We start from the raw sequence: 24,354 nt of genomic DNA on the forward strand, positions 1-24,354 counted from the left end.
AACTGAAAGAGGATTTAAGGCTACGACTCGGCATCACCAAGCAAGATGTGGCGATAACTGGGAAAAACCGGGAATTCGTCGGGACATCCGCTGGTCGGGCACCTGGCCGGCCATCCGACCAGCGGACTGTCCACTGTGGACCTGAGTACTCGGTCAGCCCACTTCGACGTTGATCAGATCGAGTTCGCGCTGAGGCGTGATCCGAACGTTCTTCAACCGCTTGGACCAACCGTACTGCGTGGTGGTGTTCCACAGCGGCACCGCGGGCATGTCCTTGGCGATCATGCCCTCGGCCTCGTGGTACAGGCGGTAGGCCTCCGGCGGGCTGGTCGCGAACGCGACGTCGGCCTGCGACAGCTTCTCGTCGACGGCCCTGTTGCTGTAGTTGCCGTCGTTGGACGATCCGCCGGACTTGTACAGCGGGTTCAGGAAGTTCTCGATGTCCGGGTAGTCCGCGATCCAGCCGCCACGGTAGATGGCGTTGTGCGAGTGCGCGTTGGTCTTCTGGCGCATCTCACCGAAGGTCTGCACCGGGACGAAGTTGCACTCCCGACCCAGCGCGTTGCGAATCTGACCACAGGCGGCGGTCGCCCATTCGCGGTGCCCACCGTCGGCGTTCGAGGTGATCTCGATCGGGCCCTGGTAGCCCGATTTGTCGAACAGCTCCTTGGCCTTCTGCGGGTTGTACTCGCAGAACTCGCCGCAGCCGCCATCGGTCCAGCCCGGCAGGTTCGGCACGCCGTAGCCCTTGACCGGCTTTCGGTTTCCGGCGAAGACCTTCTCGGTGATCTCCTGCCGGTTGATCGCCATCGAGATCGCCTTGCGGAAGTCCGGGTTGGCGAACTTCTTGTCGTACAAGGGGAACACGATGATCTGAATGGACATCAGGTCACCGGAACCGCTGCGGTCCTTCAACTCCGTCTTGTAGAGGTTGCTCACCAGCTTCGACGGCGCGATCGTGTCGATGAAGTCCAGCTCGTTGGAGCGCACGGCCGCGTAGCCGGCCTCCAGGTCCTTACCGAAGTCGAACTTCACCTTCTTGACCTTCGGCTTCTGGCCGAGGAACGCGTCGAACCGCTCGACCTTCAACTCCTGGCTGGGCAGCCGGGACACGAACTTGAACGGGCCGTTGCCGACCGGCTTGTCCTCGAACGCCTTCGGATCCTTGAAGAACGAGTCGGGGAGCGGGGAGAAGACTCCGTAACCCAGCTTCTTCTGGAACACCGCGTGCGACTTGGTGAAGTCGACGGTGAACTGGTAGTCGTCCACCTTCTTCAAGCCGGACATCTTGTCGGTCTTCGGCTCGGGCGCCTTCTGCGGACCGTTCTCGTCCGGGTCGGTCGTGTGCACGTCCTCGTAGCCGACGACCGGCTCGAAGAAGCTCGCGCCCTGCTGGCCGCTCTTCGAGTTGGCCGTGTAGTTCCAGGCGTTGATGTAGTTGTCGGCCTTGACCTCGGTGTTGTCGTGGAACTTCCAGCCCTTCTTCAACACCACCGTCATCTTCTTGCCGTCCGGCGACACGTCGATCTTCTCGGCGTTGGCCAGCTTGGTCTCGTAGGTGACGGAGTCGTACTCGGTCAGACCGGTGAACAGCGCGTCGATGATCTTGCTACCGCCGGCCTCCGTGGTGTTGCCAGGAACCAGCGGGTTCTCCGGCTCGGTGCCGTGCACCGTGATCTCGGTGGACTCGTTGTCGCCACCCGATCCGGAGTTTCCACCGCCGCCACAACCGGCGACGGCGAGCGCCACCGAAACCGGCAGCGCAATCAAGGACAGCGCTCGTCCTTTTCGCATCTGTGCGTCCTCCTGTTGGTTCGACGGGGTTTCCCGAACCGTTTGGGGAGGCACCGTAAGGGAGGATCGCCACCTGAAACAGCATTCAGCTTAAGGTGAGTTTCAGGTTGTCCGATTCAGTACTTAAGTAGCTTTTCAAGCATTCGTCATTCCACCTCGACCGCCATCAGATCAAGGCCCAATACCGGAGTGACCCGCACCTTGCGCAGCCGCGTCGACCAACCGTGCGGCGTCGCGTTGTTCCACAGCGGGATCACCGGCATGTCCGCCGCGATCAACTGCTCGGCCTCGCGGTAGAGCCGGTAGGCCTCCGACGGGTTCGTGCCGTGCGCCGCCTCGGCGGCGGCCAGCTTCTGGTCCACCGCGGGGTTGGTGTAGCGGCCGTCGTTGAACGGCGCGCCGGTGCGGTAGATCGGGGTCAGGAAGTTCTGCACGTCCGGATAGTCGGCCTGCCACCCGCTCCGGAAGATCGCCGTGTGCTGCTTGGCGTTCTTCTTCTCGAGCAGCTCCCTGATCTCCACCGGCTTGAACACGCAGTCGGCGCCGAGGGTGTTGCGGATCTGGTTGCAGACCGCCTCGACCCACTCCTTGTGGCCACTCTGCGCATTCGAGATCAGCTCGATCGGCCCGGCGAAACCGGAACGCTGGAACAGCTCCTTGGCCTTTGTCGGGTTGTACTCGCAGTACTCGGCGCACGCGCCGTCGGTCCACCCCGGCAGACCCGGCGCGCCGTAGCCCTTCAACGGCTTGCGGTCGCCGGCGAAGACCGTCTCGGTGATCTTCTTGCGGTCGATCGCCATCGAGATCGCCCTGCGCAGATCCGGATTGGCGAACTTCGGGTCGTAGAGCGGGAAGACCAGGGTCTGGTTGGCCAGCCGGTCCGCGCTCGCGCTCCGGCCGCGCAACTCGGTCTTGTACCGCCCGCCGGCGAGCTTGGACGGCGGGATCTCGCCGATGAAGTCCACCTCGTTGGTCATCAGGCTCGCGTACCCGGCCTCCTGGCCGGCGCCGAACCGGAAGCGCACCTGCCTGACCTTCGGCTTGGGGCCCGAATACTGCTCGAACCGGGCGAGCACGACCTCACTGCCCGGTACCCGGCTGACGAACTGGAACGGGCCGTTGCCGACCGGCTTCAACTCGAAGGACGCCCGATCCTTGAAGAACGCGTCCGGCAGCGGGGAGAACAGCGGGTCGCCGAGCAGTTTCACGAAGGTCGCGCTCGGCTGGGCGAGGTCGACGGTGAAGGTGGAATCGTCGACCACCTTCAAGCCGGCCATCTCGCGCACCGCGCTGCCCGGCGCGCGGACCTCCGGATAGCCGGCGATCTGCTCGAAGTAGCCGGCACCCTGTTGGCCGTTGGCCGCCGCGGCGGTGAAGTTCCACGCGTCGACGTAGTTCTTGGCCGTGACCGGGGTGCCGTCGTGGAACCGCCAGCCCGGCTTGAGCTTGATCGTCAGCCGCTTGCCGTCGGCGCCGACCTCCCAGCTCTGCGCGTGCGCCGGCTTGATCTCGTTGGTGCCGGGCTCCTGCTCGACCAGACCGGTGAACAGCGCGTCGATGATCTGCTGGCCGCCCGGGTCCGTGGTGTTGCCCGGCACCAGCGGGTTGTCCGGCTCGGTGCCCCACACGGTGATCGCGGCGTTCAGGTTCGCCGGCGCCGGAGGACGGGACGTGGTCGTCGTGGCCGCCGGGTCGACGCTCGCCGTGCCGGCGACCGTCGTGCTGCATCCGCCGAGGGCGACCACCAGCGCGCCCACCACACCGAATGTCCACAGTGGACGCTGAGATCTCATGTCGCCAAAGTAGCCGAGATCAGGCGAGGGAAAGCGCGATTCCGTCCAAGATGTCGTGCTCGCTGACGACCATCTCGGCGATGCCCGCGCTCTTCGCGAGCAAGTCGCCGAGTACCCGCACGACGACCCCGCCACCGCCGATCACGTCCACCCGGCCGGGGTGGATCGAGCCGATCGCGGCCCGCTCGTCGTGCGTCTTGGACAGCAGACCGTCCACAGTGGACTTGAGCTGCTCCTGCGGGAGCCGGGACAGGTGCACCTGCTCCGGGTCGTACTCGTCCAGACCCTGTGCGACCGCGGACAACGTGGTGACCGTGCCGGCCACGCCGACCCAGGTGCGCGCGCCCGAGGTGTCCACCGCGGCGAACGCGTCGGCCAGGATCGACTCCGCCAGGTTCTCCGCCTCGGTGACCTGCTCGCGGCTCGGCGGCGCGCCGTCCGGCGTGGTCAGGCAGCGCTCGGTGATCCGGACGCAGCCGATGTCCACCGAACGGGCCGCGGTCACGTCGGCGCGCGCGCCGTCCCAGGTGCCGACCACCACCTCGGTCGAGCCACCGCCGACGTCCACCACGACGAACGGGCCGTCGTCCGGGTCGAGGTCGCCGACCGCGCCGGTGAACGACAGCCGCGCCTCCTCGTCGCCGGTGATCACCTCGGCCTCGACGCCGAGCACCTCGCGGGTCATGGCGAAGAACTCGTCGCGGTTGCCGGCGTCGCGGGTGGCCGAGGTGGCCACCATGCGCACCCGCTCGGCACCCTTGCGGCGCAGGATCGCCGTGTAGTCGGCCAGCGCGTCCCGGGTGCGCTTCAACGCTTGCGGGGCAAGGACTCCGGTGGCGTCCACGCCCTCGCCGAGGCGCACGACCCGCATCTCGCGGTGCACGTCACGCAGCCAGGACGTGCCGTCCTCGCGCACCGTCACGTCCGCCACGAGCAGGCGGATGGAGTTCGTTCCACAGTCGATCGCGGCAACCCTTGGCATGCCGCCACCTTATGTGGTCTCAGCCGCAGGAGGGCGGCGGCGTCGTGCTGCCCGGCGGGGGTGTCGTAGGCGCCGGCTTGGTGCCCGGCAACGGCGTGGTCGAACTCGGCGGCGTGGTCGAGCCCGGCGGCACGCTCGGCGACGTCGGGGTCGGCGTCGGGCATGGGGTCGTCGTCGGCGGCGTGGTCGGCGTGCTCGACGGCGGGGTGGTCGGCGTGCTCGACGGCGGGGTAGTCGGCGTGCTTGTCGGCGGCTGCGGGCCCGGACCGGGGCCAGGTCCCGGCGGCGGGCCCTGGCCTGGGCCACCCGGCCCAGGCGGCAGCGGTGCGCCCGGCGCCGGCGGGAACACCGGCGGCTGCGGCTGGCGCGCCGCGAGGATGTCCGGGTTCGGGTTGCCCACCGGCGCGACCGTGTCCGACGGCAGCGGGGTGACACCTCGGGCGTACGCGTCGGCCCAGATCAGCACGGTGCGCACGTAGGAGTCGGAGTGGTTGTAGCGGAACACGGCCTGGGCCCGCTGGCCCGGATCGCGGAGGTCCCCGCCGCCGGCGCACAGGTAGCGGCCGGAGGCGACCGTGGCGTCGTAGATGTTGTGCGGGTTGGACACGCCGTCGCCGTTGCCGTCCGAGGCGTAGCCGCGCCAGGTGGTCGGGATGAACTGCATCGGGCCGACCGCGCGGTCCCACACGGTGTCACCGTCGAACACGCCGCCGTCGCTGTCGGAGATCGAGGCGAACCCGGCGCCGTTCAGCGCGGGGCCGACGATCGGGGACGCGGTGTTACCGGCCGCGTCGACCCGCCCGCCGCGGGCGTGGTTGGACTCGATGCGGCCGATGCTGGCCAGCAGCGGCCAGTCGAGGTGGCAGCTGGGCTGCATGGCGGCGAGCTTCTCGGCCGCGCGAAGGTAGGCCTGCAGCGCGGAACCCGGGATGCCGGTCGGGCCGTTCGGCAGGATCACCAGCGGGCCGACCTGGCCGACCAGCTTGGTCGGGTCGCCGGCGTCGCGCAGCACGTCCTCGCCGATCTGCTGCGCCTCCGGCTTGGTGCCGTCGACGCCCAGGGTGTCGGGATCGTCCGGGAAGGCCTGCCCGGCGAACCGGGCGCCCTCGTTGGGCTTCTCGCCGTGCCGCATGCCGTCCATCCAGCCCGCGGCGGCGTTGGTGGCGAACACGGCGGGCACCATCAGCGCGGTCCAGGTGAGGACCCCGGCCACGAGTTGCCGTCGCTGCCGGACCGGCTCGCTTGGTCCGTCCTTGGGTTTCCTACTCGCCCTCGCCACGCTAAACGTCCTCCCACCACATCGTCCGGCGGACCGCACGGTCGTTATCGGTTAGCAGGACCGTCCTGTCACCGCCGTCCACCGTGCCTACCAGACGGAACCACCAACGAACCAGGTTGCACGCACCGCCCGCCAGTTTTCTACGGGTGCGCGGACTATTGCGGTACCCGTTTTTGTCAGCCGAACGCCACCCGCCGTCGCGCGTTCATCCCGCCTTCAGTTCACGCCGACATGCGGGACAGTGAGCGACATGGACGACTTCTCCAGCATCGAGGTCGACACCGGCGAGACCACGATTCACGTGCGGACGCACGGCTCCGGACCGCCGGTGCTGTTGCTGCACGGCTTTCCGCAGACCCACCTGATGTGGCGCGATGTCGCGCCACCGCTGGCCGACCGGTTCACGGTCATGTGCGCCGACCTGCGCGGGAATCGACCGCAAGCACGCCGACGACGGCGGTCCGCTCGCGCCTGATCCGCCGCCGTCACCGAGCGGCGCAGTCGCCGGAGGGCCACAGGTCGGCGAGCAGCTCCATGGTTTCGTCACCGAACGGATTCACGCCGGGGCCGCGGGCCAGGGTGTGCGCCAGGTGCACGTGCAGGCATTTGACCCGGCTCGGCATGCCACCGGCGCTCACGTCGGTGCCGAGCGGCTCGATCGCGTCGCGGTCGGCGAGGTAGGACTCGTGCGCGCTCCGGTAGGCCTCGGCCAGGTCGGCGTCCTCGTCCAGCCGCGCGGTCATCTCCCGCATCACGCCGTTGCCCTCCAGCGTGCTCACCAGCGACGTCAGCCGCGGACACGTGAGGTAGTACAACGTCGGGAACGGCGTGCCGTCCTCCAGCCGAGGGTGGGTCTGCACCACCGAGGGGTGACCGCTCGGACAGCGCGCGGCGACCGCCCGAAGCCCACGCGGCGGGCGGCCGAGCTGCTCGGCCACCACCGCCGCGTCCGCCTCGGTCACCGGCTCGAAACCCTTGTGCGCCAACGAGATCAACGCCCCAATACCGAAGACCACAGCTGTTGGTACCACGCCTGCTGCGGAGCCGGCGCCGGAGCGGGCGCACCGCCCTGCTGACGCAGTTCGTCACCGGGAAGCTGCACGATGTACGGCGTCTCCCCCGGCATCACGTACCGCAGCCGCCTGCGCGCCTCGGCCTGCACCTGCGCCGGGTCGGACAACTGCGCCTTGCGCGCCTCCAGGTCCGCCACCTGCTCGCGCAACTCCTGGGCCCGCTCCTGCTGGATGCGCACCTCGGACCGTTGCGTCAGATACGTCCGCAGCGGCACCGCCACCGACAGCGCCAGCGCGCACACCACGATCGCGAACACCGCGGCCCGGCGCGTCGTGGACAACCCGAACGCGCCCGCGCCGCTCTTGCGCACCGGCCGGGGCTGGGGCGGACCCTCCGGCTCGCGGCGCACTCGACGCGTCGATTCCGGGCGGCGCCCCGAAGAACTCCTGGGCGAGCGCCGCCTCCGTTCCCGATCCGACCGGTCCGACCCCCTCTCGGCCACGACTCAGTCCTCGGGCGTGAACCGCGGGAAGGCGAGATCTCCGGCGTACCGCGCGGCGTCGCCCAGCGTCTCCTCGATGCGCAGCAACTGGTTGTACTTGGCGGTCCGGTCGCTGCGCGCGGGCGCGCCGGCCTTGATCTGCCCGACCCCGGTGGCCACCGCCAGGTCGGCGATCGTGGTGTCCTCGGTCTCGCCGGACCGGTGACTCATCATCGACTTGTAGCCGTAGGAGGTGGCCAGCGAGACCGCGTCCAGCGTCTCGGACAGCGTGCCGATCTGGTTCACCTTGACCAGCAGCGCGTTGGCCGCGCGGCGGGCGATGCCCTCCTCGAGCCGGTCCGGGTTGGTGACGAACAGGTCGTCGCCGACCAGCTGCGTCCGCTCGCCGATCTGGTCGGTCAGCCGTACCCAGCCGTCCCAGTCGTCCTCGGCCAGCGGGTCCTCGATGGACACCATCGGGTAGGAGTCGAGCAGCTCGGTGTAGTACGCGGCCATCTGCTCGGCGCTGCGCTTGCTGCCCTCGAAGGTGTACGCGCCGTCGGAGTAGAACTCGGTGGCGGCGACGTCCAGCGCGAGCGCGACGTCCCGGCCGACCGCGTAGCCGGCCTGCTGGATCGCGGTGACGATCAGGTCCAGCGCGGCGCGGTTGCTGGACAGGTTCGGCGCGAACCCGCCCTCGTCGCCCAGGCCCGTGGCCAGGCCCTTGCTCTTGAGCACCGACTTGAGCGAGTGGTAGACCTCCGCGCCCCAGCGCAGTGCCTCGCGGTAGGACTCCGCGCCGATCGGCGCGATCATGAACTCCTGGATGTCCACATCGGTGTCGGCGTGCGCGCCGCCGTTGAGGATGTTCAGCATCGGCACCGGCAGCACGTGCGCGTTCGGCCCGCCCACGTACCGGAACAGCTCCAGCCCGCTGGAGTCGGCGGCGGCCTTCGCGACGGCCAGCGACACCCCGAGGATCGCGTTCGCGCCCAGCCGCGACTTGTCCGGCGTGCCGTCGAGGTCGACCAGCTTCTGGTCGACGATCCGCTGGTCGATCGCGTCGATGCCGGTCAGCCCCGGCGCGATCTCGTCGAGCACCGCGGTGACGGCCTTCTCCACGCCCTTGCCGTTGTACCGGCCCTTGTCCCCGTCGCGCAGCTCGACCGCTTCGTGCTCACCGGTCGAGGCTCCGGACGGGACCGCCGCGCGGCCAAGGGTGCCGTCGTCCAACGCCACCTCCACCTCGACGGTGGGGTTCCCCCGCGAGTCCAAGATCTCGCGTGCGCCGACCTGCTCGATGACCGCCACGTGCACTCCTCCGCGCTGCTCTGACACCTGCGACACGAGGGTAGCCGCCCTCGTTTGTCACCCGGTGGAGGTACGGCCGGACGCGCCGGGTGATCATCCGGTTAGCGGTCGAGGAATCGTTGCGGTGACGCGTACGGTGGAACAGATCATGGCTGAACCAGTGGAGCACACGGACAGCGTCGCGGCGTTCCGGCACGCCGAGTCGCTGGTCGAGCAGCGCCGTCCGCTGGAGGCGTTGAAGGCGCTGCGGCCGGTGCTGGACGCCGAGCCGGACAAGCCGTCGGTGCAGTCGCTCGCCGGACGCGCATACCTCGGTTCGGCCCAGTTGCGGCGGGCCGAGCAGGCGTTCCAGCGGGTGCTCGAACTCGATCCGACCGACCACTACGCGCGGTTCGCGCTCGGCCGGACGCTGCAGCGCCTCGGCCGGCACACCGAGGCGCTCGCCCAGCTCCGCATGGCCGTGGCCATGAACCCGCTACCCGAGTACCACGAGGCGCTCGGCGAAGTCAGCGCCCGAATCGCCGTCAACGGCGGCTGACCCCTCCTGACCTGGGTTGGGGACTTTAGCGGGCTAAAGTCCCCAACAGGAGCGGGAAATGCGTGGCCGATTCGCGTCTCAGCGCCGCTTGTGCGCGCGTTCACTTGGAAAACCGCAGGTCAGCGACGTTTGGCCGAGGCTGTGGATGAATGGGTTGCGCTTGTCGCGATTATGTGCGGGCGTACTTAACCCCGCGGAAGTCCATCGACTGGCGCGACGGCGGGCTCCGGCTCCCAGCGCAGCAGGTCGCCTGGCTGGCAGTCGAGCACCTCGCAGAGCGCGGCGAGGGTGGAGAAGCGCACCGCCTTGGCCCGGCCGTTCTTGAGCACCGCGAGGTTGGCCGGCGTGATCCCGACGCGCTCGGCCAACTCGCCGACCGACATCTTCCGCTTGGCCAGAATCACGTCGATGTCGACGGTGATCGGCATCAGATGACCTCCGCCAACTCGGCACGCATCCGCGCCGCCTGAGCGAGCAGCATCCGCAGCACGAGCAGCACCAGCGCCACCCCGAAGATCGCCACCGCGACACCGCCGATCATCAGCACGACACCGGGAGCGGCGGCCTCGCCCGGCGCCAGCACGGCACCGAGGGCCAGCGTCAGGACCGCCGCCGCCACGATGGCACCGATCATGACATCGACGTACCGGAACGCGTCGCGCGAGAACACGGTCTCGCGCCGAACCATGGTCACCAACTTCCACACGCAGACCAAGATCACCTGGGCGGTCACGATGCCCAGAACCATGATCACGAGTATCGAGACGCGCTGGTAGCCGGCGAGGTCGCCCAGCTCCTTCAGGTCGATCGCGAGCAGCGCCACCATCACCGTCTGCACGAACAACGACCCGGCGAGCAACACCACGATCACCGCGCGAAGCGCACGCACCGTCAGCTTGCCCATCGCCCACTCCTTCAATCGACCCACGATTGAAATCTATCGAAAATCGATAGGGTGAGCAAGAGCTGGCTACAGCCGGCCGCGGGCCAGTGAGATCAGCCGGTCCATGATGCGCGCGCCGTCGGCCCGCAGCCCGTTGTGCTCGTACTCGCTGGTCAGCCACGGTCGCAGAGTCGGGATCAGCCGTGCGGTCTCCTCGGAGAGGGCACGATCGACGTACGGGTCGTTGGCGTAGATCGCCGCCGCGGCGGGCACCTCGCAGGAGCGCAGCACGTCGGCGTCGTACAGCGACGGCCACTCCCACGCGGCGAGCAGCTCGGCCGCCTCGCGCAGCGGCGCCAGCTCGGAGTAGTCGGTGAACATCCACGGGAACACGTGCTCGCCGGTGAGCAGCGTCGAGTCCTCGCCGTACGCGTCCGGCAGCACGCGCTCGGCCGACCACCCCGTGACGCACCCGTCGGAGTAGCTGGACTCGTGGATCGCCGCGTACAACGGGTTGCGCCCGTTGAACGGCATCAGGTCGGCCAGGTCGTGCCGGAACGACGGCGATGACGGGTCGCGCTCCAGGACGTAGTGCACCCGCTCGGCACCGCCGGACATGCCGAGCGCGTGGCCGATCTGGCGGAACCGGCGCGGGGTGAGCACGTCGCCGCCCCGCAGCACGATCTCGCCCGCCTCGCACAGGTCCAGGATCTTGCGCACGCGATCGCGGTCGCCGGGATAGGCGCGGTAGTACTCGCCGTTGATCTCGGTCATCCGCGTGAACGTGGCCCGGTACACCTCGTCGCAGTGCAGGCCGACCGGCGGCAGCCCGCCGGTGAAGTACACCTCCGCCAGCGAGTCGGGCGCCACCGACAGGTAGTGCAGCGCGCAGAAGCCGCCGAAGGACTGACCGAGCACGCTCCACCGGTCCACCCCGAGCTCGCGGCGGATCCACTCGGCGTCGGCGACGATCGCGTCGGCGCGGAAGTGCGCGAGGTAGTCGGCCTGCTCCTGAGGTGTGCGCCCGTCCAGCGTGCCGACGGGGGTGGACCGTCCGGTGCCACGCTGGTCGAGCATGAGTACCCGGTGGTCGGCAAGCGTGCGATCCAGCCACGGCGGATTCAGCGGCACGCGCGACGGGCGGGGCGCCTCCTGGCCCGGCCCGCCCTGCAGGAACACCAGCAGCGGCCGGTCGCGCCCGTCCGGGTCGGCGACCTCGCGCGCGAAGACGGTGATCTGCTCGCCGTCGGGAGCGGAATGGTCGAGCGGCACGCGGAACTCGTGCTCGGTGAGTAACAGCCCGGGGATCTTCACGGTGTCAGCCATGACACAACACACTGCCACTCGCCGAGGTCCTGTTGCAGTCCGTAAGCACCGTGCAATAAATCGTCCCGAAGGGCCCGTGCCACCAGCGCCGGAAGGAACCGGGTCAGGCGCCGACGGCCTCGCGGGCGTACGCGTCAGCGCCGCTGAACACGTCCTGCCCGTAGGAGACCGACTGGTTGTAGGTCAGCACGGCGCGCCACCAACCTTCCGGCGCGGTCATGTCCCGGCCGACCGAACACAGGTAGCGGGCGGACGCGAGCGCGGCGTCGTCCACGTTCTGCGGATCGGGCCGCGCGCCGTCCCCCGTGGACCGGATGGCCCACTTGCGCCAGGTGGTGGGCAGGAACTGCATCGGCCCGACGGCGCGATCCCAGGTCTGGTCGCCGTCCAGCGAGCCCCGGTCGGTGTCACGGATCGCGCGCACGCCGGGCGAGCCGTTCAACGGCACGCCGATGATCGGGCGGGACACCCGGCCGTCCTCGCCGATGGTGGCGCCGCCGAACTGGCCGTGCCGCGACTCGACCCGCCCGACGCCGGCCAGCGACGCCCAGTTGATCTTGCAGGTGGGGGTGGTCTCCCGAATGGTGGCCTCGGCCCGCGCGTAGGCGATCAGCGTGCGGGTGGGGATGTCCGTGCGGTCGCCGACGACCGTCGCCCAGGCGCGCAGCCGTGCCTCCTCCGTGGGTGCGGCCGCGGGGTGTGGCGCCGCCGCGCCGGGTGGGATGCGCACCCGTCCGACCTGGAACGGGTCGTCGGGTGGCGGGTCGTCCTCGCCGGACGTCCACAGGATCACGCCGCCGGCCAGGACCAGCAGCGCGACGACGACCAGCACGAGCGCGCGCCGGGAGGGGCGCGGCGGGCGCGCTGGCGGTTCGGGCACCGGCAGGGGCTCGGTGGGGGCCTCGGTCGGTGGCGGCGTGGACGTCGTCACGAACCCAGGCTACGGAAGGAGGGCGTCGTGGGGGTGGGGTTTGGGGCGGCTCTGGCGGGTTGGTCTTTCTTGTTTGGCGCGCTCCGTCCGCTATGGCTGCCGCGCTGGTCGCCGGGTTGCGGGTGACACATTGCGCGGGTGTTCCGGCGACCAGCTTGCCACCGGAATGGGGGACGCCATTTTCGTGGATAGTCCGGTAGAATTGTGGTGTGTTGATAATAGGTGAGGAAATGTCTTGGGACGCGGTTTTGGATGCCGCGCCTCGGGTATTTGGTGAGCCTGAGTTTGATTTTAGCGATGGGCCGTTTACGCCGGATGAGGCGAGCACGGTTGCGGAGTTGGAGATTGTTGAGCGGGACAAGGCCGCGTTGTGTGCTGATGAGGTTCGGCTGCTTGCCCAGTACGACCAGCTGCGGGGTGGGGTTGAGAATGTGTCCGAGGAGATCGGGCAGGCGTTGAAGTGGTCGCCGGGGCACGCTTCGCATCAGGTGACGATGGCTGAGGCGTTGGTCTCCCGGCTCCCGGCGACGTTGGCCGCGTTGGGGCGGGGTGTGATTGATTGGGCGAAGGCCCGGGCGATGTATGAGGTCACGCGCCCGCTGTCGGATGAGCACGCCGCCCAGGTGGAAGCCGCTGTGTTGGCGGATCCGCCGGACTACTACACCCCGTTTCAGCGCAAGGTGCGCTACTGGGTGAACAAGGTCGACCCCGACGGCGCCGAACAACGCCGCCAGCAGCGCCGCAAGGACCGGTGTGTCACCTTCAAACAGGACGACGACGGCGAAGCCTTCCTCGGCATCCGGGGACCGGTCGAACAGCTCTACCCCGCCTATGTGCGGATCGACCAACACGCCCGCCGGTTGAAGCAACACGGCGACACCCGCAGCCTCAATAATCTGCGGTTCGATGTCGCCGTCGAGCACTTCTGCGGGGAGAACCAGTCCCACATCAAAACCATTGTGTGGGTCACCGTGCCACACACCACGCTCTTAGGTGTGGACGACAAACCCGGTGAACTCTTCGGCGTCGACACACTCCCCGCACAAGTCGTGCGGCAACTCGCGGCCGACCAGAAATCCACCTGGCGACGAATACTCTACGACCCGCCAACCGGGATGATCACCGACGTCGGCAGGAAACGCTATCCACCCGCCGCGATGGCCGAAAACGTGCGATTGCGCTTCCGCAGATGCACCCACCCCGGATGCGATCGACCAGCCACCCGATGCCACATCGATCACACCCTCCGCCACACCGACCACGGCCGCACCTGCCTGTGCAACCTCAACCCACGCTGCGAACGCCACAACCTGTGCAAGGAGAAGCCCGGCTGGCAGGTCGAACAACCCGAACCCGATGTGGTGATCACCCGCAGCCCACTCGGACACAAAACAACCGTGCGCGCCCAACCCATCGCCGACCCGGCCCGCCGCCCTTCTAGCCGGAGCACCCGCAGGAGCGCCGCACGATCAGCGTGGCCGGAATTCTGACCGTCTCAAATGGACGATCCGGCTCAGCGAGACGGTCGCGCAGCATGCCGACCGCCGTGGTGCCAATCGCCGTCCAGTCCTGGGCGATCGCGGTCAATGGCGAGCGCATCAGCTCGGCCCACTCGAAGTCGTCGAACCCGCACAGCGCGAGATCGTCCGGCACCACGATGCCGGCGTGCTCCAGGTGCCGCAGCACGCCGACGGTCATGTAGTTGTTGCCGGTGATCACCGCGGTGGGCCGCGACGTCAGCTCCCACAGTCGCCGCATCGCTTGTCCCGCAAGGGTTCCGTCCGATCCGCCGTCCACCACGAGCGCAGGGTCCGGCGCGATGCCGTTGCGCGTGAGCCCGTCGTCGTAGCCCTGCCGGCGCTCGATCGACGTGGCAAGACCCGACCGCCCCGCGACGTAGCCGATCCGCCGGTGGCCGTGTCCGACGAGGTGATCGACGAGCGTGGCGACCGGCTCCCGGTTGTCCGAGCCGACCTGGTCGAACCGGTCCGGCGCGACCAGCCGGTCCACCAGCACAGCCGGCACACCGGAGCGGACCAGCGCGTCGAGCGCGGTGTCCGTGCCGTTGGCCGTCGGCGCGAGCACCACGCCGTCCACCCGCCGGTCGAGCAGCTTGGTGACCAGGTCGTACTCGCGCTCGGCGTCCTCGTGGGTCTCGCCGAGCAGCAGGGTCGACCCCAGCTCCGACACCCGCGCCTCGATGGCCGTGACGAGTTCGGCGAAGTACGGGTTGGACAGCGCCGACAGCGCCACACCGACCGACTGGGTGCCGCCCTTGGCCAGCGCCAGCGCGATCGAGTTCTTGCGGTAGCCGGTGCGCGCGATCGCGTCGAGCACCCGCGCGCGGGTCTCCGGATCGACCGCGCGGGTCTTGTTGATCACGTGCGACACGGTCGTCACGGACACGCTCGCGAGCTGAGCGACGTCGCGCATGCGCACCACGGCCACGGCTCCTCATCTGTCGGCAGGCCGTACCGTACCCCGCCCTCCGACTGAATCGTGAAACCGGCACATCGGCTCACGCAACCGATTGCGCAACCGGTTGCGTGGTGTTAACTTCGCCGTCACGCCCGTGGAGCTGTGGCGTGGATCACCCGCCGGTACGGCCGTCCCGAGGAGACGAAATGATCACCAGAACCACCCGAAGGGCGCTGGCACTCGCGGTCGCGGCCGGCACCGCGCTGGCCATGGGCACCGCGTGCACCGCGACCAAGCAGGCCGGCGCGTCCGGCCCCACCGACGGACCGGTCAAGCTCGGCCTGGTCACCAAGACCGACTCGAACCCGTACTTCGTGTCGATGCGCTCCGCCGCCGAGCAGGAGGCGTCGGCCAAGGGCGCCACGGTGATCGCCAAGGCGGGCAAGGAGGATGGCGACAACGACAGCCAGGTCAAGGCCGTCGAGGACCTGATCGCCGCCGGCGTGCGGGCCATCATGATCACGCCGAGCGACACCAAGGCGATCGTGCCGGTACTCAAGAAGGCGCAGCAGAAGAACATCCTGGTGATCGCCCTGGACACGCAGACCGACGGCAACCAGGGCGTGGACGCCACCTTCGCCACCGACAACACCCAGGCCGGCGTGCTGCAGGGGCAGTACGTGAAGGCCGCGCTCGGCCAGAAGCAGCCGAGGGTCGCGCTGCTGGACCTGCAGCCCGGCGTGACCGTCGGCGACCAGCGGCACAACGGGTTCCTCAAGGGCATCGGCCTCGCCGACAGCGCGCGGGAGATCTCCGGCCGCGGCGACACCAACGGCGATCAGGGCAAGGGCCAGACCGCCATGGAGAACCTGCTGCAGCGCGACAGCGGGATCAACGCCGTCTACACGATCAACGAACCGGCCGCGATCGGCGCGTTCACCGCGATCAAGAACGCCGGCAAGGCCGACGGTGTCGTGATCGGCTCGATCGACGGCGGCTGCACCGGCGTGCAGGCGGTGAAGGAAGGCCAGATCGCCGCCACCGTCATGCAGTTCCCCGGCAAGATGGCGCGGCTCGGCGTGGCCGCCTCGGTCGAGTTCGCCAAGTCCGGCGCCAAGCCGCAGGTGCCCACGACCGGGTACATCGACACCGGCGTGCAACTGGTCACCGACAAGCCGCTCGGCGGGCTCGACGCGAAGGACACCGCGTGGGGCGCGCAGAACTGCTGGGGCAAGAAGTGAGCGCGCCACCGGTGTCCCGACCCGCACCGTCCACAGTGGACACTCGAAGTACCGCGGCCCGGCTCGGCGGCGCGGTGGACACCGCGTTCCGCAATCCGGCGATCGGCCCGCTGGCCGCGTTGTTGCTCGCCGTCGCGGTGTTCACCGTCACCACCGACACGTTCATGAGCGTGGACAACGTGTCGCTGATCCTGCAGCAGTCGGTGGTGATCGGCACCCTCGCGCTCGGCCAGACGCTGATCATCCTCACCCGCGGCATCGACCTGGCCAACGGCGCGATCATGGTGCTCGGCGCGCTCGTCGTCGCCCAGCTCGCCACCGGAGCCGGTGTGCCACAAGGGATCGCGCTGCTCGCCGGGTTCGCCGTGTGCGGTGGCCTCGGCCTGCTCGCCGGCGGCGCGGTGTCCCGCCTGAGCCTGCCGCCGTTCATCGTGACACTCGGATTCCTCACCGTGCTGCAGGCCGCGTCCCGGTTGCACACCAGGGAAACCGTGCTCGTCGAGGAGGGCCCGCTGACCTTCCTCGCGCAGGGCGGCTACCTGTTCGGGCAGTTCCAAGTGACCGTCGGTGTGGCGCTGGTGTTGATCACCGTGGCGGTGCTGCACTTCGCGCTCACCCGCACCTCGTGGGGCCGGCACGTGTACGCGGTCGGCAACGACGCGAAGGCCGCGATGCGCTGCGGCATCAACGTGAACCGGGTGCTGCTGTCGGTGTACCTGCTCGCCGGACTGCTGTACGCGCTGGCCGCGTGGCAGGCGTTCGGCCGCAGCCCGGCCACCTCGCCCAACGCCTTCCCGACCGCCAACCTGGACACGATCACCGCGGTGGTGATCGGCGGCACCAGCCTGTTCGGCGGGCGCGGCGGCGTGATCGGCAGCTACCTCGGCGCGCTGATCGTGCTCGTACTCCAGTCCGGACTCACCCAGGCCGGGATCGACCCGCTGTACCAGCAGATCGCCACCGGCATCCTGGTCATCCTCGCGGTCGCGCTCGACCAGTTCACCCGCAGGAGCACGCGATGACACCGATTCTGCAGGCGCGCGGCATCGTCAAGCGCTACGGCCACGTGACCGCGATCGACGGCGCGGACTTCGATCTGGAGGCCGGCGAGGTGCTCGCCGTGGTCGGCGACAACGGCGCCGGCAAGTCCAGCTTGATCAACGTGCTGTCCGGCGCGGTGCTGCCGGACGCGGGCGAGGTGCTCTTGGCGGGCTCACCCGTCCACTTCAAGAGCCCGCACGACGCGCGGCTGGCCGGCATCGAGACCGTGTACCAGGATCTCGCGGTCGCACCGGCCATGGACATCGCCAGCAACCTGTACCTCGGCCGCGAGATCCGCCGGCCCGGCTGGCGCGGGAAAGTGTTGCGGCAGTTGGACATCCGGGCGATGCGTCAGCGCGCCCAGAAGCAGTTGGACGAATTGGGCATCACCACGCTGCAGTCGATCACCCAATCGGTGGAGAACTTGTCCGGCGGGCAACGGCAGAGCGTCGCGGTGGCCCGCGCGGCGGCGTTCGGCAGCAAGGTCGTGATCATGGACGAGCCGACCGCGGCACTCGGCGTGCGCGAGTCGGCGCAGGTGCTGGAGCTGATCGGCACCATTCGCGACCGCGGCATCCCGGTCGTGCTGATCAGCCACAACATGCCGCACGTGTTCCAGATCGCCGACCGTATCCACATTCACCGGCTCGGCAAGCGCGCCGCCGTGGTCAGCCCGCGCGAGCACACCATGAACGACGTGGTCGCGATCATGACCGGCGCGACGGAGCTGGCGGCGTGACGAGCGTGGCCGTGCTCGGCGAGGCGATCGTCGACCTGGTGCCCGCGCCGGACGGGAGCACGTTCACCGCGGTGCCCGGCGGCAGCCCGTACAACGTGGCGATCGGGCTCGGCCGGTTGGACCGGCGGCCGCTGCTGCTGGCCCGACTGTCCGGCGACGGGTTCGGCGCCATGCTGCGCCGGCACGCCGCGGCCAGTGGCGTGGACCTGTCCTCGGCGGCCGCGAGCGACGCGCCGTCCGCGCTCGCGGTGGCGTCGCTGGACGGCCACGGCCAGGCCAGCTACGAGTTCTACGGCGACCTGAGCGCGGACTGGGTGGCACCCCGGAAACCGTTGCGGCTGCTGCACTTCGGCTCGATCGCGTCCTGGCACGGCGACCGCGTCCGCGAGTTCGTCGACTCCGTGCGGGCGGCCGGCACGCTGATCGCCTACGACCCCAACGTGCGGCCCGGGCTGCTCGGCGATCCGGCCGGCGCGGTCGCCGTGATCCAGGAGCGGATCCACCTGGCGCACGTGGTGAAGGCCAGCGAGGAGGACGTGCGCTGGCTGTACCCGCACGTCGATCCGGTCACCGCGGTGCGCGGCTGGCTCGCGCTCGGCCCGTCGCTGGTGATCCTCACCCGAGGCTCGGCCGGCACGGTTTCTTTTACGAGTCAAGGAGTTCACGCCTCGCGCGCGGCGCGGCAGGTGCCGGTCGTGGACACCGTGGGCGCCGGCGACGCGTTCACCGCCGGCCTGATCGACGGGCTACTCGCCCGCGACCTGACCGACCCGCAAGCCCTCGGCGCGCTGGAGGCACTGGCGCTGGTGGACCTACTGGAGCGTGCCGGCACCCTCGCCGAGCTGACCTGCGCGCGGCGCGGCGCCGATCCGCCCACCCGGGCGGAACTCGACGCGCACTACGCCGGCTGGCTCCAGCGCAGCGCGGCCGGCGCCTGACTCGGTACCGACGGGCGCACCGGGGACACCGGCTCGATCCGCCGGTAACCGTCCACTTGCGACGGTCGGGAATCCTGCTCGCCCTTGTTCGGCCAGAAGGAGAACGCGCGCTCGGCCTGCGCGGTGATCGTCAGCGACGGGTTCACGCCGAGGTTCGCGGTGATCGCCGAACCGTCCACAACGGACAGTCCGGGATAGTTGAACACCCGGTGGTACGGGTCGATCACGCCCTTGGTCTCGTCCTCCCCGATCGGACAGCCGCCGAGGAAGTGCGCGGTCAGCGGGATGTTGAACAGCTCGCTCCACGTGCTGCCCGCGACACCGTCGATCTCCTTGGCGGTCAACACGTTCGCCTGATGGCCGGCCGCGATGAACGTCGGATTCGGCTCACCGTGCCCCTGCTTGGAGGTGTACCGCCAGCCGAACAGGCCGCGCTTGAGATAGGTGGTCAGCGAGTTGTCGCGGCTCTGCATGACCAGGAGGATCAGTGTCCGCTGGCTCCAGTTCCGCACCTTGCCGAACAGCGTCAAGTCCCTCGGCTTCTCGCGCGCGTGCCGGACGAGCTGCCGCCACCGCGGGGTCTCCGAGTCACCGTCGGTGGCCAGCGTCTGCAGCAGGCCCATCACGTTGCTGCCCTTGCCGTAGCGCACCGGCTCGATGTGCGTGTGCTCGTCGGGGTGGATGGACGAGGTGATCGCGACACCCTTGGTGAAGTCCCGCTCCGGGTCGATCGTGTGCCGCCCGGAGCCGATGATCATCTCCGAGTTGGTGCGGGTCAGCTCGCCGAGCCGGGCCGAGAGCTTCGGCAGCGAGCCCTCGGATCGCATGCGGTGCAACAGGTTCTGCGTGCCCCAGGTGCCGGCGGCGAGCACCACCTTGCCCGCGGTGATCGTGGTGCGGAACCGCTTGTCGCGCTTGCCGGTCTTGCGCAGGTCGATCTCGAACGAGCCGTCCGCGCGCTCGCGCAGCCCGGTGACCGTGGTCATCGGGATGATCCGCGCGCCGCGGTGCTCGGCCAGGTACAGGTAGTTCTTCACCAGGGTGTTCTTGGAGCCGTAGCGGCAGCCGGTCATGCACGAGCCGCACTCGATGCATCCGGTGCGCTCCGGGCCGGCGCCGCCGAAGTACGGGTCGGCGACCGTCTTTCCCGGCTGTCCGAAGTAGACCGCGACCGGCGTGGGGTGGTACGAGTCGGCCACCCCCATCTGCTCGGCCACCTTCCGCATGACCTCGTCGGACGGCGTGACGGTCGGGTTGGTGACCACGCCGAGCATCCGGGTCGCCTGGTCGTAGTGCGGCGCGAGCTCGGACTCCCAGTCGGTGATGTGCGCCCACTGCTTGTCCTTGTAGAACGGCGTGAGCGGGCGGTACAGCGTGTTCGCGTAGTTCAGCGAGCCGCCGCCGACCCCCGCGCCGGCCAGGATCATCACGTCCTTGAGCAGGTGGACGCGCTGGATGCCGAACATGCCGAGATCCGGCGCCCACAGGAACTTCCGCAGGTCCCACGAGGTCTTGGGCAGCTCGTCGTCGGTGAACCGCCGGCCCGCCTCGACCACCGCGACCCGGTAGCCCTTCTCGGTCAGGCGCAGCGCCGCGACGCTGCCGCCGAACCCCGATCCGACCACGACCACGTCGTAATCCGGCTCGCCGTCAGCCTTACGGGGCGCCTTGTTACTCGCGGGTTCGGTAGCCATGGAACGAGGTTATGCGGTCGCCGCCGCCCAGGCCAGAGGCGCACACAATTTCGTGTGACCGGCAGTTACAGGTCGGATCGAAGTACTGCGAAAAGCACCATGTCCCGGCGCTCACCGCCGCGCAACTGTGCGCCCCGCAGTACGCCCTCCCGGCGCAGCCCGGCCTTGGCCGCCGCGCGCTGCGCCACGACGTTGTCCACATCGGTCGACGCCTCGACGCGGTCCAAGTCGGTCGTGGCGAACAGGTGCTCGACGAGCAACGCCAGCGCCGTGCCCCCGGCTCCCCTGCCGCGCGCGGACGGCAGCAGCGATATGCCGATGTTCCACGCCTGGCTGCGGTAGTTCGGGCCATAGGTCACCGCGTGCCAGCTCACATCGCCAAGCAACTCGCCGGCCTCGGCCAGCACGACGAGCCGGCCCCTGGCCTGCCTCACCAGCTTCTCGCGATCGTCGCGCTCCACGTCGAAAGCGCCGTCGCCCTGGCCGTCCAGTCGCTCGTCGTCGCCCTCGGCGAACTCTGCGAGCGCGATCCCGTCGCGACTCGCCACCACCGTGCGGCTCATGCGCGCACCGTGAGGCCGACCTTCTGGAACTCCTTGAGGTCGGAGTAGCCGGTCTTGGCCATCGCCCTGCGCAGCGCGCCGAACAGGTTCACCACGCCGTCGGCGTCCATCGACGGGCCGAACAGCAGCGTGCGCAGGTCCACCTCGAGATCGGCGACCGGCACGACCCGCGAGCGCGGCAGCGACGGGTGTGCCGCGGCCGCCGTCCAGTACAGGCCCTGGCCGGGCGCCTCGGCCGCCGAGGCCAGCGGAGCGCCCAACATCACCGCGTCCGCGCCGCACGCGATCGCCTTGGCGATGTCACCGCTGGTGTGCACGCCGCCGTCGGCGATCACGTGCACGTACCGCCCGCCGGTCTCGTCCAGGTAGTCGCGGCGCGCGGCAGCGGCGTCCACGATCGCGGTGGCCATCGGCACGCCGATGCCGAGCACCGAGTCGGTGGACGTGACACCGCCGCCGTGCCCGTAGCCGACGATCACGCCGGCCGCGCCGGTGCGCATCAGATGCATCGCGGTGCGGTAGTCGCCGACGCCGCCGGCGATCACCGGCACGTCCAGACCGGCGATGAAGCTCTTCAGGTTGAGCGGCTCACCGTCGCGGGCCACGTGCTCGGCGGACACGATGGTGCCCTGCACGACGAGGATCTCCACGCCGGCGGCCAGCAGGTCGGGCGTCAGCTCGGCGGCGCGCTGCGGGCTCACCCGCACGGCGACCGTCACGCCGGACTCGCGCACCTGCTTGACCGCCTCGGTGATCAGGTCCATCTTGATCGGCTCGGCGTGCATCTCCTGCAGCAGCCGGGTCAGCGCGGCCGGGTCGTCGGCGTCCTCGGCCGCGCGCAGCAGCCGGAACATCGCCTCGTCCACGTTGGGGTGGCGCGCCCACAGGCCCTCGGCGTTCAGCACGCCGAGGCCGCCCAGCTCGCCGACCGCGACCGCGGTGCGCGGAGACACGATCGCGTCGGTCGGGTGCGTCACCAGCGGGATCTCGAACCGGTAGGCGTCGATCTGCCACGTGGTCGACACGTCCTTGGACGAGCGGGTGCGGCGAGACGGCACGATCTCGATCTCGTCGAGCCCGAAGGCACGGCGAGCCGTGCGTCCCATGCCGATATCCACCAGGTCGCGCACAGTGCTCCCCTTTCCGAAGACCCCGCGAAGCCTATAGCGCAGGTAGCCTCCGACCATGTCCTACCCAGAACCTCGCTACCTCGCCGAGACCGGTGAGGTCAGCGCCACGTTTCGGCCGGCTGACACCGAGCCGAACTTCGGCACCGAGAAGGTGCGCTGGCACTACCTTGGCACCGGCGAGACCACCGGCGGCGACTTCGGGTTGTACAAAGTCGAGGACAACGGCAGCGCCTGGGGGCCGAGCGAGCACTTCCACCGGTCGATCACCGAATCGTTCTTCGTGTTGTCGGGCACCATGAGCCTGTACAACGGCGAGGAATGGCTCAAGGCGCGCTCCGGCGACTACCTCTATGTGCCGCCCGGTGGCCTGCACGGATTCCGCAACGAATCCGGCGAACCGGCGTCGATGCTGCTGCTGTTCACGCCGGGCGCACCGCGCGAGGAATACTTCGAGAACGTCGGCAAGATCGGCAACCTGTCGCAGGCCGAGATCAGCGCATTCTTCGACAAGCACGACAACTACTTCACCGACCGGAGCTGATTGTCAGCGGTCGCGCCAGGCGAGCGGGGACAGCGTGGTGGCGGCCTCGGCGATGCGTCGGCCCGTCTCGGTCTTCAGTGATGTGCGTGCGGAGTCGATCCAACCGTCGACCCGCTGAACGCCGATATCGCGGTACTCGACGGCCTGCAGGAGCATTTCCAGTTTGTCGGCGTCCCTGGCGCACAATGCCTCGGCGGATTGCCGCGACTCGTACTCGTCCACAGCCGCGCGAATGGCCTCGCGGGAGCGGTCAGGAAGCTTCTGCGTCTGGTCGGCCGTGATCTGCCGAGGGTCGGGCTTGGTCAAGTAGTCGTCGACCGTGTGCGGCAGGTCGCCGGTCCGGGTCTCCTGCGTGTCGTGCCAGAGCGCGAGAAACGACGCGCGAGCGGGGTCGGCGCCTTCCTCGGCGGCGATGATCGCGGCCAACTGGGCGACCCTCATGGTGTGCTCGGCGACCGATTCCGGGTCGCGAACACCAGCGTGCCACCACCCGGCGCGGCGAATGCGTTTCAGCACCCCGAGTTCGTAGCCGAATGCGGCGAGTGCGGCAGCGTCGTCTGACACCGTGGTCGTCCTCTCCTAACGGCCGGCAATACGCAGGGCGTAGTGCAGCCCGGTGAGCTGGTCTCGACTGGTGCGCGTCAACCCACCAACCGATGTGAGGCTGTCGAGCACCTCAGCGAGTCTTGCCTGATCGGAAGGTCGCCGGTCGAGCAGGGGCGGCCGGGAAGCGATCAAGGCGTGCAGTGTGCAGAGATTCAGCGGAAGGTGCAGTGAGTCGGGTGTGAGCCGGTTCGTCAGGTGTCGCAGCAGTTGGACGCCGGACCACGCTCGGGTGTCGTCGTCCAGCATGAACACGTCACTGGTCTGATCGTCACTCAGTTCGCCGATCCAGTACGCCCAATAGTTCAGGTTCGCCACCCCGGCACGTTCGTCGGCCATGTGATCCACGAAGTCGTGAATTTGCGAGCTGTCACCAGCGGAAGCCAACGCGACCGATGCGGAACGCGCTTCGAGTAGGTGGGTTATATCTCCCTCGGGCACCGCGCGACGTCCTGCACGGCGCCACTCTGTTCGGAGCCAGTCGACGACCTCTGGTCTTCCATCAAAACCGAGCAGGTACACCGCTTGCCGTCGTAGTAGCGCCTCGTCGGCGAGTTTTCCCCGTTCGGCCACCGTGAATAGGTGATCAAGGAATCGTGTTCGTTCCTCGTCGGACAAGACTGGATGCGACGGTACCGGTCCACGGCGCGGCAATTTCGGCGTGAACTCGCTGAGATGCTTGGGGCGTTTCCCGCGTGATGGGCCACGTGATCAGGTTCGTGATGGTCCGGCGATGCACACTGGCCGCGAGCGGGTGGACATCCGCGTCGACCCACGTGGCGCCGGCCGTGACACCGGTCGACAGCACCTGGTCGGCTTCAATGGCTTCGCGGAGATGGCGTCCAGTCGATGGAGGCGCCCCGAGCCGGGACAATCGGCTACACAAGCGCAGAAAGTCACCCGTATTCATCGCTGCGAGCGGCCGACGACCGGACTCCCACCCTTGAACGGTGGTCACGTCCACCCGAAGTGTCTCGGCGAATCGCTCTTGCGTGAGTGCCGCGGACTGACGAGCGAGCTTCAGGACGAACCCGGACACGACACCAGTCGCCCGCGAACCCTGACCCGCGGTCAGTGTTGCCATGCGACGCTCCCATGCTTCCGCTCCACCGCG

Annotated in this window: 26 protein-coding genes; 8 read left to right on the forward strand and 18 right to left on the reverse strand. The window is 69.1% G+C overall.

Annotated features, from left to right (window positions below; genetic code table 11):
• Positions 1-153: 153 nt before the first annotated feature.
• The 4 genes from EV193_RS19760 to EV193_RS19775 form a co-directional block, all read right to left on the reverse strand.
• A complete protein-coding gene (locus EV193_RS19760; protein ID WP_130345650.1) occupies positions 154-1,794 on the reverse strand; it encodes a peptide ABC transporter substrate-binding protein in 1,641 nt (546 codons plus the stop codon).
• A 146-nt stretch (positions 1,795-1,940) separates the two neighbouring features.
• Positions 1,941-3,587: a peptide ABC transporter substrate-binding protein gene (locus EV193_RS19765; RefSeq protein WP_130345651.1), complete on the reverse strand. Its 1,647-nt coding sequence runs from the start codon at positions 3,585-3,587 to the stop codon at positions 1,941-1,943.
• Positions 3,588-3,606: 19 nt separating this feature from the next.
• Entirely contained in the window at positions 3,607-4,569 is a 963-nt protein-coding gene (locus EV193_RS19770; protein WP_130345652.1) for a Ppx/GppA phosphatase family protein, read from the reverse strand.
• A 19-nt stretch (positions 4,570-4,588) separates the two neighbouring features.
• Positions 4,589-5,848 (reverse strand): lytic transglycosylase domain-containing protein, encoded by a 1,260-nt coding sequence (locus EV193_RS19775; RefSeq protein WP_242613511.1) that lies wholly within the window; start codon positions 5,846-5,848, stop codon positions 4,589-4,591.
• 250 nt (positions 5,849-6,098) lie between these two features.
• Here EV193_RS19775 and EV193_RS19780 point away from each other — a divergent pair, with 250 nt between their 5' ends.
• Positions 6,099-6,323, forward strand: coding sequence for an alpha/beta fold hydrolase (locus EV193_RS19780; protein WP_130345653.1), 225 nt, complete (start codon positions 6,099-6,101; stop codon positions 6,321-6,323).
• A gap of 10 nt (positions 6,324-6,333) precedes the next feature.
• Here EV193_RS19780 and EV193_RS19785 read toward each other — a convergent pair whose 3' ends face one another.
• From EV193_RS19785 to eno, 3 genes are all read right to left on the reverse strand, one after another.
• The gene (locus EV193_RS19785; protein WP_423202191.1) at positions 6,334-6,810 is read right to left on the reverse strand and encodes a DUF501 domain-containing protein; all 477 of its coding nucleotides are present in this window, start codon (positions 6,808-6,810) and stop codon (positions 6,334-6,336) included.
• Between the two features lie 29 nt (positions 6,811-6,839).
• Complete coding sequence (locus tag EV193_RS19790; protein ID WP_130345654.1) at positions 6,840-7,271, reverse strand: FtsB family cell division protein; 432 nt, start codon at positions 7,269-7,271, stop codon at positions 6,840-6,842.
• A 96-nt stretch (positions 7,272-7,367) separates the two neighbouring features.
• Positions 7,368-8,654 (reverse strand): phosphopyruvate hydratase, encoded by a 1,287-nt coding sequence (gene eno, locus EV193_RS19795; RefSeq protein ID WP_130345655.1) that lies wholly within the window; start codon positions 8,652-8,654, stop codon positions 7,368-7,370.
• A gap of 148 nt (positions 8,655-8,802) precedes the next feature.
• Here eno and EV193_RS19800 point away from each other — a divergent pair, with 148 nt between their 5' ends.
• On the forward strand, positions 8,803-9,192 hold the full coding sequence (locus EV193_RS19800) for a tetratricopeptide repeat protein (protein ID WP_130345656.1): 390 nt from the start codon (positions 8,803-8,805) through the stop codon (positions 9,190-9,192).
• Between the two features lie 185 nt (positions 9,193-9,377).
• On the opposite strand, the gene EV193_RS19805 is transcribed toward EV193_RS19800, so the two are convergent.
• From EV193_RS19805 to EV193_RS19820, 4 genes are all read right to left on the reverse strand, one after another.
• Positions 9,378-9,620, reverse strand: a complete 243-nt coding sequence (locus EV193_RS19805) for a helix-turn-helix domain-containing protein (RefSeq protein WP_130345657.1) — start codon at positions 9,618-9,620, stop codon at positions 9,378-9,380.
• The gene (locus tag EV193_RS19810) at positions 9,620-10,120 is read right to left on the reverse strand and encodes a DUF2975 domain-containing protein (RefSeq protein WP_242613512.1); all 501 of its coding nucleotides are present in this window, start codon (positions 10,118-10,120) and stop codon (positions 9,620-9,622) included. Before EV193_RS19810 ends, EV193_RS19805 begins: the two co-directional genes overlap by 1 nt.
• A 42-nt stretch (positions 10,121-10,162) precedes the next feature.
• Positions 10,163-11,401 carry an alpha/beta fold hydrolase gene (locus tag EV193_RS19815; protein WP_130345658.1) on the reverse strand — a complete coding sequence of 413 codons (1,239 nt, stop codon included), beginning with the start codon at positions 11,399-11,401 and terminating at the stop codon, positions 10,163-10,165.
• Between the two features lie 103 nt (positions 11,402-11,504).
• Entirely contained in the window at positions 11,505-12,332 is an 828-nt protein-coding gene (locus EV193_RS19820; protein ID WP_242613513.1) for a lytic murein transglycosylase, read from the reverse strand.
• A gap of 230 nt (positions 12,333-12,562) precedes the next feature.
• Between EV193_RS19820 and EV193_RS19825 the strand changes: the two genes are divergently transcribed.
• Positions 12,563-13,822 (forward strand): DUF222 domain-containing protein, encoded by a 1,260-nt coding sequence (locus EV193_RS19825; protein WP_130345659.1) that lies wholly within the window; start codon positions 12,563-12,565, stop codon positions 13,820-13,822.
• Here EV193_RS19825 and EV193_RS19830 read toward each other — a convergent pair.
• A complete protein-coding gene (locus EV193_RS19830) occupies positions 13,770-14,780 on the reverse strand; it encodes a LacI family DNA-binding transcriptional regulator (RefSeq protein WP_242613514.1) in 1,011 nt (336 codons plus the stop codon). The genes EV193_RS19825 and EV193_RS19830 overlap by 53 nt on opposite strands.
• Before the next feature lie 176 nt (positions 14,781-14,956).
• On the opposite strand from EV193_RS19830, the gene EV193_RS19835 reads away from it, so the two are divergent.
• The 4 genes from EV193_RS19835 to EV193_RS19850 are packed head-to-tail and all read left to right on the forward strand — an operon-like array spanning position 14,957 to position 18,709.
• Positions 14,957-15,991 (forward strand): substrate-binding domain-containing protein, encoded by a 1,035-nt coding sequence (locus EV193_RS19835; protein ID WP_130345660.1) that lies wholly within the window; start codon positions 14,957-14,959, stop codon positions 15,989-15,991.
• On the forward strand, positions 15,958-17,013 hold the full coding sequence (locus tag EV193_RS19840) for an ABC transporter permease (RefSeq protein ID WP_242613515.1): 1,056 nt from the start codon (positions 15,958-15,960) through the stop codon (positions 17,011-17,013). The genes EV193_RS19835 and EV193_RS19840 overlap by 34 nt, the downstream gene beginning before the upstream one ends.
• Positions 17,010-17,771, forward strand: coding sequence for an ATP-binding cassette domain-containing protein (locus EV193_RS19845; protein WP_130345661.1), 762 nt, complete (start codon positions 17,010-17,012; stop codon positions 17,769-17,771). Before EV193_RS19840 ends, EV193_RS19845 begins: the two co-directional genes overlap by 4 nt.
• Positions 17,768-18,709 carry a carbohydrate kinase family protein gene (locus EV193_RS19850; protein WP_130345662.1) on the forward strand — a complete coding sequence of 314 codons (942 nt, stop codon included), beginning with the start codon at positions 17,768-17,770 and terminating at the stop codon, positions 18,707-18,709. Before EV193_RS19845 ends, EV193_RS19850 begins: the two co-directional genes overlap by 4 nt.
• Here the strand turns inward: EV193_RS19850 and EV193_RS19855 are convergent.
• From EV193_RS19855 to EV193_RS19865, 3 genes are all read right to left on the reverse strand, one after another.
• Entirely contained in the window at positions 18,670-20,403 is a 1,734-nt protein-coding gene (locus tag EV193_RS19855) for a GMC family oxidoreductase N-terminal domain-containing protein (protein ID WP_130345663.1), read from the reverse strand. The two genes, EV193_RS19850 and EV193_RS19855, sit on opposite strands and share 40 nt — an antisense overlap.
• 65 nt (positions 20,404-20,468) lie before the next feature.
• Entirely contained in the window at positions 20,469-20,966 is a 498-nt protein-coding gene (locus tag EV193_RS19860; protein WP_130345664.1) for a GNAT family N-acetyltransferase, read from the reverse strand.
• A complete protein-coding gene (locus EV193_RS19865) occupies positions 20,963-22,096 on the reverse strand; it encodes a GuaB3 family IMP dehydrogenase-related protein (protein WP_130345665.1) in 1,134 nt (377 codons plus the stop codon). The genes EV193_RS19860 and EV193_RS19865 overlap by 4 nt, the downstream gene beginning before the upstream one ends.
• Positions 22,097-22,151: 55 nt before the next feature.
• Here EV193_RS19865 and EV193_RS19870 point away from each other — a divergent pair, with 55 nt between their 5' ends.
• Positions 22,152-22,637, forward strand: a complete 486-nt coding sequence (locus tag EV193_RS19870) for a cupin domain-containing protein (RefSeq protein WP_130345666.1) — start codon at positions 22,152-22,154, stop codon at positions 22,635-22,637.
• A 3-nt stretch (positions 22,638-22,640) separates the two neighbouring features.
• On the opposite strand, the gene EV193_RS19875 is transcribed toward EV193_RS19870, so the two are convergent.
• The 3 genes from EV193_RS19875 to EV193_RS19885 are packed head-to-tail and all read right to left on the reverse strand — an operon-like array spanning position 22,641 to position 24,324.
• Complete coding sequence (locus EV193_RS19875; protein ID WP_130345667.1) at positions 22,641-23,201, reverse strand: HD domain-containing protein; 561 nt, start codon at positions 23,199-23,201, stop codon at positions 22,641-22,643.
• Between the two features lie 15 nt (positions 23,202-23,216).
• Entirely contained in the window at positions 23,217-23,858 is a 642-nt protein-coding gene (locus EV193_RS19880; protein ID WP_130345668.1) for a hypothetical protein, read from the reverse strand.
• Complete coding sequence (locus tag EV193_RS19885; protein WP_130345669.1) at positions 23,827-24,324, reverse strand: helix-turn-helix domain-containing protein; 498 nt, start codon at positions 24,322-24,324, stop codon at positions 23,827-23,829. The genes EV193_RS19880 and EV193_RS19885 overlap by 32 nt, the downstream gene beginning before the upstream one ends.
• Positions 24,325-24,354: the final 30 nt, after the last annotated feature.

It is taken from the genome of Herbihabitans rhizosphaerae, from assembly GCF_004216555.1.
Lineage (GTDB): Bacteria > Actinomycetota > Actinomycetes > Mycobacteriales > Pseudonocardiaceae > Herbihabitans > Herbihabitans rhizosphaerae.

Excerpts from the sequence above, each read along its gene's own strand:
- EV193_RS19760 (WP_130345650.1), bottom strand. The coding sequence starts at position 1,794 with ATGCGAAAAGGACGAGCGCTGTCCTTGATTGCGCTGCCGGTTTCGGTG.
- EV193_RS19765 (WP_130345651.1), bottom strand. The coding sequence starts at position 3,587 with ATGAGATCTCAGCGTCCACTGTGGACATTCGGTGTGGTGGGCGCGCTG.
- EV193_RS19770 (WP_130345652.1), bottom strand. The coding sequence starts at position 4,569 with ATGCCAAGGGTTGCCGCGATCGACTGTGGAACGAACTCCATCCGCCTG.
- EV193_RS19780 (WP_130345653.1), top strand. The coding sequence starts at position 6,099 with ATGGACGACTTCTCCAGCATCGAGGTCGACACCGGCGAGACCACGATT.
- EV193_RS19800 (WP_130345656.1), top strand. The coding sequence starts at position 8,803 with ATGGCTGAACCAGTGGAGCACACGGACAGCGTCGCGGCGTTCCGGCAC.
- EV193_RS19805 (WP_130345657.1), bottom strand. The coding sequence starts at position 9,620 with ATGCCGATCACCGTCGACATCGACGTGATTCTGGCCAAGCGGAAGATG.
- EV193_RS19815 (WP_130345658.1), bottom strand. The coding sequence starts at position 11,401 with ATGGCTGACACCGTGAAGATCCCCGGGCTGTTACTCACCGAGCACGAG.
- EV193_RS19825 (WP_130345659.1), top strand. The coding sequence starts at position 12,563 with ATGTCTTGGGACGCGGTTTTGGATGCCGCGCCTCGGGTATTTGGTGAG.
- EV193_RS19835 (WP_130345660.1), top strand. The coding sequence starts at position 14,957 with ATGATCACCAGAACCACCCGAAGGGCGCTGGCACTCGCGGTCGCGGCC.
- EV193_RS19845 (WP_130345661.1), top strand. The coding sequence starts at position 17,010 with ATGACACCGATTCTGCAGGCGCGCGGCATCGTCAAGCGCTACGGCCAC.
- EV193_RS19855 (WP_130345663.1), bottom strand. The coding sequence starts at position 20,403 with ATGGCTACCGAACCCGCGAGTAACAAGGCGCCCCGTAAGGCTGACGGC.
- EV193_RS19860 (WP_130345664.1), bottom strand. The coding sequence starts at position 20,966 with ATGAGCCGCACGGTGGTGGCGAGTCGCGACGGGATCGCGCTCGCAGAG.
- EV193_RS19870 (WP_130345666.1), top strand. The coding sequence starts at position 22,152 with ATGTCCTACCCAGAACCTCGCTACCTCGCCGAGACCGGTGAGGTCAGC.
- EV193_RS19885 (WP_130345669.1), bottom strand. The coding sequence starts at position 24,324 with ATGGCAACACTGACCGCGGGTCAGGGTTCGCGGGCGACTGGTGTCGTG.